This is a genomic window from uncultured Brachybacterium sp., from assembly GCF_947500705.1.
Classification (GTDB): domain Bacteria; phylum Actinomycetota; class Actinomycetes; order Actinomycetales; family Dermabacteraceae; genus Brachybacterium.
In genome coordinates this window covers 18,960-33,892 of sequence record NZ_CANMSY010000012.1, presented here as the reverse complement: position 1 = coordinate 33,892, position 14,933 = coordinate 18,960, and the positions used below count along the sequence as shown (strand labels likewise).

The following is a 14,933-nucleotide window of genomic DNA, read 5'->3' as shown; positions in this document are numbered from 1 at the left end:
TGAGCATCCACGGGGCGTGCCTGCCTGACAGCACTTTCTGCGCTTTCGGTCGCCAGCTGTACGACGTCACGACGTCGTCGAAGACGTCAACCGCCGATGACCGTGGGCGATCCATTCCCTCTCAGAGCAGGAGCTTCACCAGCAGCACCGGAATGCGCACCACCACATTCAGCACCAGCCCGAGCGCATCGCTCAACTCCAGCAACCCGGACAGAAGGTCACCCCTGATGAACCGATGTCGTTTGTCGCGTCGTCTCATCGGTGCTCCGTTCCCTGTGGTGGAGTGGTGCCGCCCTCATTGACTCGTGGCCGCCGACTCTACACAGGCGACTCTCTCAGGTCATCGCGCGGTCTTGGGCGAGATTGCCCGATCCTGGTCAGCGAGGGCCGCAGAGCGTCGGTCCCGCACCATCGCGATCGCGCCACGCATCGCCACCGGAGCGCGATAGTGCACCATCGGCGTGAGGTAGCTGTCCTCCGGATACTGCCCGTACTCCGCCCACCTATCGTCAGCTCCCTCCAAGGCCCCCTCCCGATCCGTACGCTCTTCCTCCCGGAGGAGCAGCCCGCTGTCGCGGAGCCGTCCCATGGTGCGTGAGAGCCGCTCGAGCGCACCCAGTCCACGAGCCAGCGGATGCCCTGTCCTGCGGTCGATCGGCACCTCTCGGATGTAGGGATGACGCAGCAGCTGGAGCATGAACTGCACGACCTCGCCGCAGTGGATCAGCTCGCCGTCAGGCGGGATTGTGGGCAGCATCAACCCTTCAGGGCCACTCGCCACGAGCAGCGCGTCCAGGCAGTCCTCATCCAGCCCTTCGTTCCAGTCGGCGAACCCGGCGCTGGTCGCGGACGACTCCAGGGCTGCCGCGAGCAGGCTAGGTGCCCTCCGCAGCGCATTTTCCGCACCCTCAGCGCTCTCCTCGTCTCCGGCATGCCCCATTGCAGGTTCCACGTGCCCCTCGCGCTTGACGAGGAGACCACTGCTGAGCAGAACGCTCCAGGCCACATGGAGGATCTGGCTGTTGCTGTACCACTCCCAGGAACGGTGATCGTCGACTGCTGGCTGGATTCTCTCCAGCTGGCGCCGGTCCACCGCGAACAACTCCCCCTGCTTGGTGAGCCGCCGACCTTCCCCGACGAAGGTCACCACCTGATCGATCGCCAACAGGAAGGGCAGTCGGTCGAGCTCGGCGAGCATCTCCGCTCGACCCTCCTCGTCCGTCGGCTCGCTCATCGGGGCGGGGGCGTCGGCGAGACACCAGTGGAGAGGGCGGCTCTGACGTGGGGGAACATCGAACTCAAAGAATTCGGTGGCGTCGGCAGTCATGCCCAGAGCCTGGAGGACTCCCCGCCCGCGCACCACAGCACGATGCGCATTGTGGACAACCGACCGCTGTGGAGGAGAGAAGGCCGGTGGCACCGCGGGCCGGCAGGTCACCGGCCGCACCCACCGCGACCAGCAGGTCGCCGGACCGCGTCACCAGGGGCTGGGCTTGTAATCCTTCACGAAGCAGCCGTACATGTCTTCGCCGGCCTCGCCGCGCACGATCGGGTCGTAGACGCGGGCTGCGCCGTCCACCAGATCCAACGGGGCGTGCCAGCCCTCGGCGGCGATGCGCAGCTTGTCCTGGTGGGGGCGCTCGTCGGTGATCCAGCCGGTGTCCACGGCGGTCATCAGGATGCGGTCGGTCTCGAATGCCTCGCCCGCGCTGGTGCGGGTGAGCATGTTCAGCGCGGCCTTGGCCATGTTCGTGTGCGGATGGCCGGCACCCTTGTAGCGGCGGGAGAACTGGCCCTCCATCGCCGAGACGTTGACGATGTAGGCGCGGCGGGCTCCGGCCTGCACTGCGGCGCGCATCGAGGCGCGCAGGCGGCTGATCAGCAGGAAGGGTGCCGTCTCGTTGCAGAGCTGCACCTCGAGCATCTCGAGGGCGTCCACCTGATCCACCGTCTGGGTCCAGGAGTTGTTGGTCTGCAGATCCGGGAGCAGACCGCCCGCATCGACCGCAGTACCCGCGAGGTGCTCCTGGAGGCTGGCCTTGCCGGCGCGCAGCGCGAGCGCCGTCATCGAGGCGGCGGTCTGCGCGGCGCGGGCATGCTCGAGCGACTCCCCGTCGTGCTGCGGGACGGCGTCGTTCTGCAGCACGCCGGCGATCGCGGCGGGATGCGCCTGGGAGATGCGATCGAAGGCGCTCATCTCCGGCAGGGCGAGGTCGGTGGGCAGCGGGGCATCCTCCGCCTCGACCAGGGCCGAGTAGGCGCTCGGTGAGCGGCGCACCGTCTGGGCGGCGTTGTTGATGAGGATGTCCAGCGGGCCCGCGGCGGCGACGTCGTCGGCGAGCGCGATCACCTGGGTGGGGTCGCGCAGGTCGATGCCGACGATCTTCAGCCGGTCGATCCAGTCGGCCGCGTCCTCCATCTGGGAGAAGCGCCGCGCCGCGTCCTTGGGGAAGCGGGTGGTGATGGTGGTGTGCGCGCCGTCGCGCAGCAGGCGCAGCGCGATGTACATGCCGATCTTGGAACGGCCGCCGGTGAGCAGGGCTCGCTTGCCGGTCAGATCAGTGCGCTGGTCGCGCTTGGCGTGGGACATCGCGGCGCACTCCGGGCACAGCCAGTGGTAGAAGGCGTCGACCAGGGTGTAGTCCTGTTTGCAGATGTAGCAGCCGCGGGACTTGTTCAGCTCCCCGGCGAAGGCGCCCTGCGCGTTCGAGACCAGCGGGATCCCCTTGGTCTCGTCATCGATCCGCATCGGGGAACCGGTGGCGGTCGCGGCGATCACAGCGCGGTCTTCCTTGCGCTGGGCCCAGGTCTTCACCCCGCGACGGGTCTTCGCGAGCTTCTTCTCGAAGTTGCGGGAGGCGCGCTTGATGGCGACGAGATCCACATCGTCGTCCGGCATGGCCGGCGCGTGCCGGAGCACCCACAACGCAGTGGCGATGTCCTCCGCGGTCAGCTCGGCGCTCTCGCGGCGATCATTCAGCGGAGAGTCGGGGGTGGAAGCAGAGGAGCCAGGCACCAATCGAGTCTATGACGACCGGGCCTGTTGGCCGACGGGGCGTTGGTCACGTGCCACTGTCCGCCCTGCCAGCCGAGCGCCACGAAGGCCGCCGCGGGGTCGTGAGGTGCTCACCTGGTCAGCCTTCCAGATCGGCCTTCAGACGAGCGAGCGTGCGGCGGATGTTGCCCGCCTGGAACGTGTCGAAGGTGCTGCCGCGAGTGACCAGCTTGTCGAAGCGCGCCGCCCAGGCGTCCGACCACCCGGTGCGGTCGTCCTGCCAGGTCTCGGTGACGCGCGTGCGCCCCTCGCCGACCGGCTCGAAGGTGTAAGTCCAGGTCGCGATCGATCCTCGGAGCAGGGGACTGCGCAGGCCGATCCGGTGGACCCGGAAGCCGAACCTCTCGCCGGGCTCTGCCGCGATGACGGTGCACGCGGTGGACCAGCGGCCGGGGCCACGGCGGTTGCGGCCGACGAACTCGTCCCCGACTCCCAGGGGCCCGCGGCTCGGTTCGGCCGTGCCCTGGTTCTCCGGGCTCCACCGTCCCATCCGGGAGGGGTCGGCGACCTCGCGATAGATCGTTATCGGGTCGGCGGCGACCTCGATGCTGTCGGAGACGTGCATCGGACGGGACATCGCGCCAGCCTGCCACACAGGACGCAGACCACACCGCTTCACCCCCGAGCTGCGGCGTCCGTGGTCGTGGTCGCGATGCGGTAGATGCTGGAGCTGGCGCAGAGGTACAGCGTCCGCCCGTCGGCCCCGCCGAAGCAGCAGTTGCCGACCTTCTCCGGCACGGCGATCTCGCCGAGCTTCTCGCCGGTGGGGGTGAAGATCTGGATGCCCGTGAGTGATGAGGACCAGAGGTTCCCCGCAGTGTCCACGCGGAAGCCGTCGGGCAGGCCGGGACTCACCTCCACCAGCGGGCGGCCGTTCTTCGCATGCCGACCCTCGACCACGTCATAGGCGTGGATCGAGTGCCCGCGGGGCCGGGCGGGGTTCGGGTGGTCGCGGTCGGCCGGAGAGCGCGAGGAGTCCGCGACGTACAGGATGGACTCGTCCGGGGAGAAGGCGAGGCCGTTGGGCGCCTCGACATCGATGACCACGGGGCGCAGGGAACCGTCGGCCGGATCGAAGCGGAACACGTAGCGGTCGCCGTACTCCTCCTGCCCCGCATGCCCCTCGTCAGGGCGCTTGATGCCGTAGGAGGGGTCGGTGAACCAGATCGTCCCGTCGGACTTCTGGATCACGTCGTTGGGTGAGTTCAGCCGTGCGGTGCCGAAGCGGTCCACCAGGATCTCCGGGGCATAGCGGGCCCCGTCCTGGGAGGCGGTGCGGTCGATCTGGAGAGCCCGACGGCCGTGTGAGCACTCGATGACCGACCCATCGCGGCCGAGCGTGCGGCCGTTGGTGAACTCGGCGTCGGCGCTGATCGCGGAGGTGGTGCCGCTGGCCTCCGAGAACTCCAGCACCCGGTTGCCAGGGATGTCGCTGAAGCGCAGCACGCCGCGCGCCGGGATCCAGGTGGGCCCCTCGGCCCAGGTGAATCCGCTCGCGACCTTCTCCAGACGGGCGCCGGGGGCGAGCAGGTGATCGATGGTCATGGATCTGCCTTTCTTGGCTCAGCCTCTCAGCGGGCGATCTCCTGCGAGAGCGTCACGAGCCCCGGCCCGTCGTACCCCGGCCAGCCGTGCACCACGTCGGCCCACTCCTGCGGGATCTCCTCGGCGCCGGTCCAGGTCCCCAGCAGCGAGCCGGTGATCGCGGCGATGGTGTCGGTGTCATCCCCGAGCGCGACGGCCGCGGCGATGCCCGCACGGAAGGTCTCCGTCGGCCCCTCGGCCGACGCCGCCTGCTCCACCGCGTGCAGTGCGGCAAAGAGCGCCGTGACGGTGAACCCATTGGGAGACAGCGAGGCCGGAGCGCCCGAGCGCCAGGTCCCGTCGGCGAGCGGTGCCCATGCCTCGCGGCGTCCTGCCGGGAGCAGCTCGAGGCCGTGCTCCGGTCGGCCGCGCACCCCGTCGACGACGGAGCGCCTGATCGCTTCGCACCAGAGCACGCAGGAGTCGCCCGCCAGCGGGTCCGCGTGCGTGAGCTCGGCGATGGACCGTGCAGCGCGGGCCATGCGGCCGGGATCATCCGGGAAGGCGAGAGCCACGGGGGCGGTGCGCATCAGCGCGCCGTTGCCGCCGGTCCGGCCGGAGCGGGCGTGCAGCTCCGCGGCGACGGCGGTCATCCGCACGGCAAGACCGGGGTGGCCGTCATCCCTGTGCAGTGCACTGAGCACCTGGCGGGTCTGGGTGCCCACGTCGCTCGCACCGCCCTGCAGCCAGTCCAGGAAGCCCTGGGCGATCGCATCGAGCCCCTCGGGAGAGTCGATCGGGACGTCGGAGGCGGCGACCCGCGCGATGCACATCGCCATCTGGGTGTCGTCGGACCACTCCCCCGGCGCATACGGGCCGAGCCCGCCGCCGATCATCTCCGGCCCGCGCCGCGGGTCGTACGGGGCGGAGGCGAACTCGTACGGGACGCCGGCGGCATCGCCGCAGGCAAGGCCCAGCAGGGCTCCGGCGGCGCGGTCAGCAGCGGTGGTCGTGGTCGTCATGGGCGAACGGTAGCGCGAGGGCGCGACGAATGGGCGGTCTCTCCGGTGAACCGGCGCCCTGGCTCAGCGACCTGAACCGCCAACAGCCTGCGCGGACACGGAGACCGGCGCCGCATTCTGGCCGGTCAGCATGACCTCGATGCCCGATGCCGGCCAGTCGAACCCCGCCGGCAGCTGCGCCGCACCGATCGTGAGCGTGCCCTCGTCGCCGGTCAGGAACACCCAGCACGTCCCGTCCTGCTCGACCGCCCGGGCCCAGCTCGCCCCGGGGACCTCCAGCTCGCCGAGTCCGCGCGAGCCGGCCAGGTGCGCTTTGTGCACCGCCATGAACTCGCCGAGCTCCTCGAGAGCCTGCACCTGCAGCTCGTGCAGGGACCCGTCGGCCCGCGGACCGATGTTCAGCAGCACCCTGCCGCCCTTGGAGACCGCATCGACCACGTGGCGCACCACCTGCGCGCCGCTCATGTACTGCGACGCATCCTCGATCTGGTTGTACCCGAAGGACAGCCCTATGCCGCGGCAGTTCTCCCACGGCTGACCGTCACGGACCTCACCGGACTGGTACTCGGTGGTCACGTAGTCCTGATGCGCCCCTGCGAAGCGGTCGTTGATCAGCCCCTCGGGACGCTCGGCGTAGAAGTGCTCGAGCAGCGAGCCCAGCCCGCCCTCGTCGAAGTGGAAGTTCTCGTCCGGCCAGCCGATGTCGTTCCAGAACACATCCGGCTGATAGCGGTCGATGAGGTCCCGCACGTGGGCGCTGCAGTACCGGCCGTACTCGTCATCCCGCGGGCGCTTCAGGTCATGCACGTCCTCACCGCTGATCAGCGGCTCCGTCGGCCGGACGTGCCAGTCCAGACCGCCGGAGTAGTAGACGCCGAAGCGCATCCCCGCCGCCTGCGTGGCGCGGGCGATCTCGCCCACGAAGTCGCGCCGCGGACCGCGGCGGACCGTGTTGCGCTCCCCCGTGCCGGGAGCTTCCCACAGCGTGATCCCGTCGTGGTGCTTCGTGGTGGGCACGACGTAATCGGCCCCCGCGCGGCGGAAGAGATCCGCCCAGGCCGACGGGTCGAAGGCGGACGGCTCCCACTGGTCCAGGAAGTCGTCGTAGGGAGCATCGCCATGGGCCTCGCGGTGATGCTCCGCTGCTGGCGAACCCTCGATGCGGATGGTGTTGAAGTACCACTCCGCGTACGGATTGTGGGCGAACCAGCCGAGGTCGCTGTCGATGGCTCCCAGCTCCGCCGTGGGCTCCGCCCAGGCAGGGACCGAGTACGGACCCCAGTGGATGAAGATGCCCAGCGGGGCGTCGCGGAACCAGTCGGGCAGGCGGTGCGGAAGGGCATCCCACTTCTCGGGATCGCGGATCCCTGAGGGGGTGCTCTCGGGGGTGGTGCTCGAGGTGTCGGCCATGGGGAGGTGCTCGCTTTCTGACGCGTCGGCGCGTCGTGGCATCGGGTGACGGGTCGGCTCTCAGCCGATGGGAGAAGCAAGGGATCAGCGGCCGCCGAAGCCGCCCATCGACACCCCCTGCTGCAGCTGCTTCTGGAGCAGCACCACGATCAGGAGGCTCGGGAGGACGACGAGGGTGACGGCGGCCATCATCGGGCCCCAGTCGGTGCCTCGCTCACCCGAGAACATCTCCAGGCCGATCGGCACGGTCGCCATGGAGGCATCGTTGACCACGATCAGCGGCCACAGGAAGCTGCCCCAGTACTCGATGAACGAGAACACGAACACCACCGCGATCGGGGCCCGCAGCAGGGGGACCAGCACGCTGACGAGGGTGCGCAACCGTCCGGCACCGTCGAGGGTCGCAGCCTCCTCGTAGTCCGGCGGCAGGGAGAGCATGAACTGGCGGATGAGGAAGGTCCCGAACGCCCCGAAGGCGAAGGGCAGGATGAGGGCCGGATAAGAGTTGACTAGGCCTGCCTTCTGCATCATCAGGTAAAGCGGGATGACCAGCACCTCCTGCGGCAGCACCATCGTGGCAAGGAAGACTCCGAACAGCGCCGCACGGCCGCGGAAGTTGAACCGGGAGAACGCATACGCGCTCAGCACGGAGACGGTCACCGTGAGGAGCGCGCCCGCGAAGGCGATCACCAGGCTGTTCAGCAGGATGCGTCCGAACGGGATCGCCGTCGCGGCGACCAGGTAGTTGCCCCACTCGATGCGGGAGCCGATCAGACTGGTGCCGGTCGCGAAGACCTCGTTGGTGGGCTTGAGCGACGTGGCGATCATCCACAGGAACGGGAAGAGGAAAATCAGCCCCACCACGCACATGAGCGTGCGGGAGACGAGCATGGGCAGGCGGAGCGAGGCCCGGGGACGCGGAGCGATCTCAACTGTCATAGGTGACCCACCTCTTCTGCTGACTGAACTGGATGGCGGTGACGAGCATGACGAGCACGAACAGCACCCAGGCGATCGAGGACGCGTAGCCGAGCTTGTCGAAGGAAAACCCGTTGCGGTACAGGTGCAGCACCAAGGTGTTAGTGGAGTTGCCGGGCCCGCCCTCGGTGAGGGCGTACGGCTGGGCGAACACCTTGAAGGCGCCGATGACCGTCATAATCGTGCAGAAGAAGATCGTCGGGGACAGCATCGGGAAGACCACCTGGAAGAACCTCGCCACAGCCCCGGCGCCGTCGATCCGCGAGGCCTCGATGACGCTAGGGTTCACGCCCGCGATCCCGGCACCGAGCACGATGATGTTGTAGCCCATCCCCTGCCACAGCGACATGGTGACCAGGGAGAGCATCGCCCAGAACGGGGTGTTGAGCCATTGCGGCCCCTGGATGCCGACGACACCGAGGATCTGGTTGACGACACCGTCGTCGTTGAGGATCAGCCGGAAGATCAGCGCGTTGCCGATCATCGGCGTGACCACCGGGATGAAGAAGAGCACCCGGAAGAACGAGGCCCACCTCCCGCCGAGATTCATCAGCCAGTAGCTCAGCCCAAGCGCAACCGTGAGATTCACAGCGGTATAGAGGACCGCGAAGATCAGGGTGTTGCGAAGGCTGATCCAGAACGCCGGGTCGCCGGTGAGCATGTATCGGTAATTAGTGAGCCCCACGAACTCCGGGACCCCGAACAGCGGCCACTCGAAGAAGCTGATCACGAGCGAGATGACCAGCGGCACCACGATGAAGATCGCGAACCCGAGCATGCCTGGGCTGAGATAGAGAGCCGCCGCACGGGAGTGGCCGCGCGCCGCCCCATGGCGGCGCGCACTAGGTGCGGATGAGGCAGCGGTCCCCTCAGCGGCGAGGGAGCGAGCAAGAGAGGACATCAGCCGACCGCGTCCTGGATCTCGCTGAGGATCTCCTCTGCGGTCCGATTGCCGTGGAAGCCGTCGGTGGCGTACTGCGAGAACTTCGACCCGACCTCGTTCCAGGTGGACGTGGTGATCAGCGCTTCGCCGTTGTGCGCCATGGCCGTGACAGCTGCGACGTTGTCCTCGGCCTTGCCCTCGGCCCACTGACTCTCTTCCGAGACGATCGAGGGGAAGGTGCCGCGCGCGTTGGCGACCGCACCGATGACCTCCGGCGTGGTGATAGCACGGAGGGTCTCGAAGGCGCCCCCGGGGTCCTTCGCGTTCGACGCGATGCCGAAGCCGGACCCCTGGATCAGGCCCTTCGCCTCGCCGGTCTGTGAGGGCACGATCGATGCGCCGAGGTCCTCACCGAGGGCGTCCTCGTACGCCTGATACATCCAGGGCCCGTCGAGATACATCGCGACCTGGCCGTTCATCAGAGCCTGCTGGGCCGCGGGCTCGGAGTCGACCGCCGCGGGTGCGGCGGCGACCTTATGCTCGGTGACCAGATCGAAGCTGAACTGCAGGCCTTCGACGATCATCGGGTCCGTGAGCGAGAGCGCACCGTCGGTCACCGGCTGCCCGCCGTTGGCGAAGCCGATGGCCATGCCGAGGTGGACGAGCCCCGAGGAGAGGGCCACACCATAGGATTCACCGGAGGTGAGCGCCTTCGCATCCTCCAGGAACTGGTCCTGGCTGTAGGTGATGCCCGGCAGCTCGAGTCCTGCGTCGCGGAAGAGCTTGCGGTTGTAGAAGAGCACCAGCGGCTCGGCGTCATAGGGGATCGCGCGGAGCGTGCCCTCCACAGTCATGCCGGCCAGCATCGCCTCGTTGTACTGGGAGAGATCGACTCCTGCCGCGTCGGCGAGGTCCTCCAGCGGCGCCAGCAGAGCATCGAGCTCCTGTGCGCGGGCAGCCTGAGTGGTCAGCAGAGCTGGCGCATCGCCGGACGACATCCGTGTTTTTACCTTGGTCCAGTAGTTCTCGAAGCTCGGACCCTCGAGAGTCAGCTCGAAGGCGGGGTCCGCCTCCTTCGCCGCATCGATGAAGGCCTGCCACTGCGCACGGTCATTCTCGTTGGAGACCCAGGTGTAGAGAGTGGTGTTCGCGGTCTCGCTGTCGCCCCCTCCCCCACCTCCGCAGGCGGACAGGAAGGCGAGCGGAGCGATTGCGCTGAGCCCTGCGATAACGGTGCGGCGGGGCACTGCGGGGCGCGTCACGGATGTCATGGGTCGTCTCCTCGAAGGCGGAGGAGCGTCGTCGCTCCTCGCATGGGCACCCCCGTCGCAGAACTCCGTCCAGACATGGGATGTATATCGCTACGCACGCCAGAGTGCCGCACGATCCCCTGGCTGTCAACAGCTGGCTCGCTCCCCAGAACGGTCTCGCTAGCCCAGGTCGGAAGTCTGTGCAACGGCGCGCCGGGCCTGCTGTGGCGAAATGTCGGACGCCACTCACCGAACATACTTATCGGTAACATCCGATGAGTGGGACGGGCTTGTCAACACAAACCGGAGCCGTCTGCACAGACGAACCCCCTTCGGCCCACGCCGCACAGGGTCGCCCTCTCAGCCCACGGGCGCACGACGACGGCGCGCGCCCGAGCTCGTGAGCTCGTGCGCGCGCCGTCGTCGTGGGGCGAGGAGGAGGCGGGGTCGCCGAAGTGACCCGAGGCCTCACTTCCCCTTACGCACCGTGATCGTCCAGCCCGCCTCACCCACGCGGTCGAAGGCGACCACCTCGTGACCGTCCTCGGCGGCCCACTGGGGCAGGGAGTCGGTGGCCTGGGTGCAGTCGAAGCCGATGATCAGGTCATCGCCCGTGGTCAGCTGCTCCATGGCGCTCTTCGCGTCAATCAGCGGGAACGGGCAGACGGCGCCGTTGGTCTGGAGGGTGTAAGCAGGCATGAGAGGTCCTCTCTATCGAGGGTGAGGTTCTGTCGGAGATGGGTGAGGTCAGGCGGCGGGGCTGAGCACGGGCGCGGGTCGGTTCTTCGCCGCGGCCTTCTGCGGACGCACCAGGAAGAACCAGGCGGCGGCCCAGGTGCCGAGCATGATCGCGGCGAAGGAGACCCAGCCCTGGTAGCTGAACAGGCTGGTCTCCACGAGCGAGTTGCCGATGGTGCAGCCGCCGGCGAGCGCGGCGCCCACGCCCATCGCGACGCCGCCGCCGGCGCTGTGGAGGATGGTGCGGGCATCCGGCACCCGCCAGCGGAACTCGCCGGCGAGCTTCGCGGCGATGAAGGATCCCACCAGAATGCCGAGCACGAGCATCACGGACCAGTCCACGAGGGTGACGTCCCCGGTGGTGAGGAAGGTGATGATCTTGGCCGATGGGGTGGTGATGCCGAGGCCGCCATTGCGGCCGGCGGCGGTGGAGAGCACCCAGGCGGCGATCGCTATCAGGCCCAGCAGCACGCCGCCCACCCAGGGGTTCCAGGGGATGTCGGCGAGGTAGTGGCCGAGGCCGCTGCGGCGGGCGGGCAGGCGCACGCTCTTCGTGCCCGCACGGCGTGCCGCGCTCGCACGCATCTGGCGCACCACCAGCACGGCGACGAGGGCGGAGAAGAGGATCGTGGGCACCCAGACGCTGACCCCGAGGGTCTCCTGGATGGTTGCATCGCCCACGGTGCGGGCGCGGGCCGCCTCGGTGAAGCCGCCGAGCGGGCCGAACTTCATGACCGCTGCGAACAGCATGTAGAAGATCAGCGCCACCCAGGAGCCGATCAGGCCCTCGCCGGCGCGGTAGTAGGTGCCGGTCGCGCAGCCGCCGGCCATGATGATGCCGACGCCGAACAGCAGGCCGCCGCCGATCACCGCGAGCGGTGCGAACGACGCGGCTTCGGGGGCGATGACGCCGGCGCCGGTGAGCGCGGCGACGCCGATGGCCTGGATCGCGATCGCAAGGAGGAAGGGGGTGAAGTAGCGCGCCGAGCGGGTCATATAGAGGTCACGGAACGCGCCGGTGACGCAGAACCGAGAACGCTGCAGGACGTAGCCGAGCACGGCGCCGAGGAACAGCCCGGTGAGGATCATGCCGAACACGCTAACTTATGAGCCCCATAAGGAGAACCCCTGATGAACGTGTGGAGCGCAACGCGCTCAGCTCATGGTCCGCTTCCCGCGCTGGGCGGCCTTGTCCTTGAGCCCCTGCACCACACGGCCCAGGCCCGAGCTGCTCTCGTCCTCGACCGGGGTCTCCACGAAGTCGACGATCGAGCGCATGGTCGCCATGTCGATGCTGGGCATCCCGCCGTCGAGCAGAGTGCCGATGCGCTGACCGACCAGGACCTCGAGGGCATCGGCCGCGTCCGCGCCGCGCTTCTCACGGACGGTCTCCAGGCGCTGCCTCAGGAGCCGCTCGGCGACGGCAGAGGCGGGGATGGGCTCCGGGTGGCCTGCGACGGTGATCTTTTCCATGGTGGGTCCCCTCAAGTCGAAGACCCGCTCGCCTGATGCTCGGACGTGCGGGTGCCGGGCTGCTGCGACCGGCTCACCTGCACAGTACCGGGAGGCCTTCTCCCACCACCGATGCTTCCACGCGCCGATGATGGTCAGGCGGTCACGCCCCGGAGGCGCGCCGCACGCATGCCGTTGGCGATGACGACGATCTCCGCCACCTCGTGGATCAGCACCACGGCGGCCAGGCCCAGCACCCCGAACAATGCCAAGGGGAAGAGCACGACGATGATTGCGAGCGCGAGGGCGATGTTCCCCGTCATGATCCGTCGGCCGCGCCGGGCATGCGCGAGAGCGGCGGGGAGCTGGCGGAGCTCGGTGCCGGTGAAGACGACGTCGGCCGATTCCACGGCGGCCGCCGCGCCCGTGACGCCGATGGCGATCCCCACCGTCGCCGAGGCGAGGGCCGGCGCGTCATTGATGCCGTCCCCGACCATCGCCGTCGGCGCCTCCGCGGACAGCCGACGGATATGGGCGGCCTTGTCGCCGGGCAGCTGCTCGGCGTGGACCTCGTCGATGCCCGCCTCCTCGGCGATGGCACGAGCGGTGAGGGCGTTGTCGCCGGTGAGCATCACGGTGCGGATGCCCTGAGCATGCAGCGCCGCGACCATCTCAGCGGCGTCGAGGCGCAGCTCGTCACGCACTCCGAGCGCGCCGATCACGAGGCCGTCCTCCTCCACCACGATGAGGCTCATCCCGCGTGCGGCCATCGCCTCGGTGCGACCGGTGAGCGCGCCAGGGGCGACCCAGCGCGGGCTGCCCACCCGGATCTCTCGGCCGGCGACAAGGCCGGTAATGCCGTGTCCTGGAGCTTCCTGCACCTCCACGGCTTCCGCAGCGGCCCCTTCCGTGGCCTCGGCCGCGGCGAGCACGGCGGTGGCCAACGGGTGGGAGCTGGTGGCTTCCAGGGCGGCGGCGAGCGCGAGGATCTCCTCGCGGCGGCGACCGTCGACGGTGATGACCTCGACCACGCGCGGCTGGTTGCGGGTGAGGGTCCCGGTCTTGTCGAGCGCGACGGTGCGGATCGTGCCGAGCTGCTCGACGGCGACCCCGGACTTGATCACGACGCCGAGCCTGCTGGCCGAGCCGATGGAGGAGATCACGGTGACCGGCACCGCGATCGCCATGGCGCAGGGCGAGGCCGCGACCAGCACCACCAGTGCTCGCTCGATCCAGAGGCCGGGGTCACCGGTGAGCACACCGAAGAGCGCGACCAGCGCGGAGACCACGAGCACGACGGGCACCAAGGGGCGGGCGATCCGGTCGGCCAGGCGCGCTCGTTCCCCCTTCGCGGCGTGGGCCTGATCGACCAGGCGCACGATCTGGGTGAGCGAGTTGTCGCGGCCGTCGGAGGTGGCGCGCAGGGTCAGCGCTCCGGAGCCGTTCAGGGATCCGGCGTGCACTGCGTCTCCGGGGCCCACCTCGACGGGGATCGACTCTCCGGTGATCGCGGAGGTGTCGAGCCAGGAGCGGCCGGAGACGATCACGCCGTCGGTCGCGACCCGGTCGCCGGCGCCGAGCAGGAGCAGGTCATCGGCGCGCAGCTCGACGGCGGGGATGATCTCGGGGCCAGCGGCCCGGGAGACGCGGGCGGTCTCGGGGATGAGTGCGAGCAGGGAGCGCAGGCCCTGTTTCGCGCGGTCCATCGAGCGATCCTCGAGCGCTTCGGCCAGGGAGAACAGGAAGGCGAGCGCGGCGGCTTCCCCGACGTGACCCAGCAGCACGGCGCCGAGCGCGGCGATGGTCATCAGCAGGCCGACGCCGAGTCGGCCGCGCCCCTGGCCCTGCACCAGGCGACGGAGGGTGCCGGGCACGAAGGTCCAGGCGCCGGCGGCGAGCGCCAGCACGTGCGCGATGAGCGCGACGACCTCGAGTCCCACCCAGCCCAGCACCAGGCCAGTCACCCAGAGCAGGCCGGCGGAGAGCGGGAGGGCCAGGGAGGAGTCTCGCCACCAGGGGGTGGGCTGCTCGACCTCGAGCACATCGGAGGGGGCAGCCGCGGCGGTGGTCCCACAGCAGGGGTCCTCGATGACAGGCGCAGGCGGCGCCTTCGTCGCGACCGGGCCGCAGCAGTCGTCGCTCATCAGACCACCTCGACGGGCACTGCGGTCACGACGGGCTCGACGGGTTCTGCCGTCTCGGCGATGGCATCGCAGCACAGCGGGACCGTGCAGTGCTCATCGACGCAGGGCGCACCGTCGTCCACGGCGAGCACGGTCTGCACCAGGGCACCCAGGGTCGCGGTGAGGTGGGCGTCGGCGATCTCGTAGCGCGTGCGTCGGCCCTCAGGGGCGGCGACGACGATCCCGCAGTCGCGCAGACATGCCAAATGGTTGGAGACGTTGGTGCGGGTCAGGTCCAGCTCCGCGGCGAGGGCGGCCGGATAGCCGGGCGCCTCGAGCAGCGACAGCAGGATCCGGGACCGGGTGGGATCGGCCATCGCCCGGCCCAGCCGGTTCATCACATCAAGACGGGAGGCTCTGGTCAGCATGCACTGACTATACAGTGCATGCTGACCTCTTCGTGTCCGCTTCGACGCGGTGTCACCCGGTCGCGAAGCG

Annotated in this window: 15 protein-coding genes; all 15 read right to left on the bottom strand. The window is 69.1% G+C overall.

The window, feature by feature from the left end; translation table 11 throughout:
- Positions 1 to 121: 121 nt before the first annotated feature.
- The 15 genes from Q0937_RS16185 to Q0937_RS16115 all read right to left on the bottom strand — a co-directional run bounded on the left by Q0937_RS16185 (position 122) and on the right by Q0937_RS16115 (position 14,863).
- Positions 122 to 259, bottom strand: a complete 138-nt coding sequence (locus Q0937_RS16185) for a hypothetical protein (RefSeq protein ID WP_299305790.1) — start codon at positions 257 to 259, stop codon at positions 122 to 124.
- An 81-nt stretch (positions 260 to 340) separates the two neighbouring features.
- Positions 341 to 1,327 (bottom strand): hypothetical protein, encoded by a 987-nt coding sequence (locus Q0937_RS16180; protein WP_299305788.1) that lies wholly within the window; start codon positions 1,325 to 1,327, stop codon positions 341 to 343.
- A 150-nt stretch (positions 1,328 to 1,477) separates the two neighbouring features.
- A complete protein-coding gene (locus Q0937_RS16175) occupies positions 1,478 to 2,899 on the bottom strand; it encodes an SDR family NAD(P)-dependent oxidoreductase (protein ID WP_299305897.1) in 1,422 nt (473 codons plus the stop codon).
- 235 nt (positions 2,900 to 3,134) lie between these two features.
- Complete coding sequence (locus Q0937_RS16170; RefSeq protein ID WP_299305787.1) at positions 3,135 to 3,632, bottom strand: SRPBCC family protein; 498 nt, start codon at positions 3,630 to 3,632, stop codon at positions 3,135 to 3,137.
- 38 nt (positions 3,633 to 3,670) lie between these two features.
- The gene (locus Q0937_RS16165) at positions 3,671 to 4,600 is read right to left on the bottom strand and encodes an SMP-30/gluconolactonase/LRE family protein (protein ID WP_299305785.1); all 930 of its coding nucleotides are present in this window, start codon (positions 4,598 to 4,600) and stop codon (positions 3,671 to 3,673) included.
- Positions 4,601 to 4,626: 26 nt separating this feature from the next.
- Positions 4,627 to 5,601, bottom strand: a complete 975-nt coding sequence (locus Q0937_RS16160) for an ADP-ribosylglycohydrolase family protein (protein ID WP_299305783.1) — start codon at positions 5,599 to 5,601, stop codon at positions 4,627 to 4,629.
- A 63-nt stretch (positions 5,602 to 5,664) separates the two neighbouring features.
- On the bottom strand, positions 5,665 to 7,011 hold the full coding sequence (locus Q0937_RS16155) for an alpha-L-fucosidase (RefSeq protein ID WP_299305781.1): 1,347 nt from the start codon (positions 7,009 to 7,011) through the stop codon (positions 5,665 to 5,667).
- Between the two features lie 84 nt (positions 7,012 to 7,095).
- Complete coding sequence (locus Q0937_RS16150) at positions 7,096 to 7,950, bottom strand: carbohydrate ABC transporter permease (protein ID WP_299305779.1); 855 nt, start codon at positions 7,948 to 7,950, stop codon at positions 7,096 to 7,098.
- Complete coding sequence (locus tag Q0937_RS16145; RefSeq protein ID WP_299305777.1) at positions 7,940 to 8,890, bottom strand: carbohydrate ABC transporter permease; 951 nt, start codon at positions 8,888 to 8,890, stop codon at positions 7,940 to 7,942. Before Q0937_RS16145 ends, Q0937_RS16150 begins: the two co-directional genes overlap by 11 nt.
- Positions 8,890 to 10,143, bottom strand: coding sequence for an ABC transporter substrate-binding protein (locus tag Q0937_RS16140; RefSeq protein WP_299305775.1), 1,254 nt, complete (start codon positions 10,141 to 10,143; stop codon positions 8,890 to 8,892). Before Q0937_RS16140 ends, Q0937_RS16145 begins: the two co-directional genes overlap by 1 nt.
- 447 nt (positions 10,144 to 10,590) lie before the next feature.
- On the bottom strand, positions 10,591 to 10,821 hold the full coding sequence (locus tag Q0937_RS16135) for a sulfurtransferase TusA family protein (protein ID WP_299305774.1): 231 nt from the start codon (positions 10,819 to 10,821) through the stop codon (positions 10,591 to 10,593).
- Positions 10,822 to 10,869: 48 nt separating this feature from the next.
- The gene (locus Q0937_RS16130) at positions 10,870 to 11,949 is read right to left on the bottom strand and encodes a YeeE/YedE family protein (RefSeq protein WP_299305772.1); all 1,080 of its coding nucleotides are present in this window, start codon (positions 11,947 to 11,949) and stop codon (positions 10,870 to 10,872) included.
- 66 nt (positions 11,950 to 12,015) lie between these two features.
- Positions 12,016 to 12,333: a hypothetical protein gene (locus tag Q0937_RS16125; protein ID WP_299305770.1), complete on the bottom strand. Its 318-nt coding sequence runs from the start codon at positions 12,331 to 12,333 to the stop codon at positions 12,016 to 12,018.
- A 134-nt stretch (positions 12,334 to 12,467) separates the two neighbouring features.
- The gene (locus Q0937_RS16120) at positions 12,468 to 14,456 is read right to left on the bottom strand and encodes a cation-translocating P-type ATPase (protein ID WP_299305768.1); all 1,989 of its coding nucleotides are present in this window, start codon (positions 14,454 to 14,456) and stop codon (positions 12,468 to 12,470) included.
- Positions 14,456 to 14,863 carry a helix-turn-helix transcriptional regulator gene (locus Q0937_RS16115; RefSeq protein ID WP_299305766.1) on the bottom strand — a complete coding sequence of 136 codons (408 nt, stop codon included), beginning with the start codon at positions 14,861 to 14,863 and terminating at the stop codon, positions 14,456 to 14,458. Before Q0937_RS16115 ends, Q0937_RS16120 begins: the two co-directional genes overlap by 1 nt.
- Positions 14,864 to 14,933: the final 70 nt, after the last annotated feature.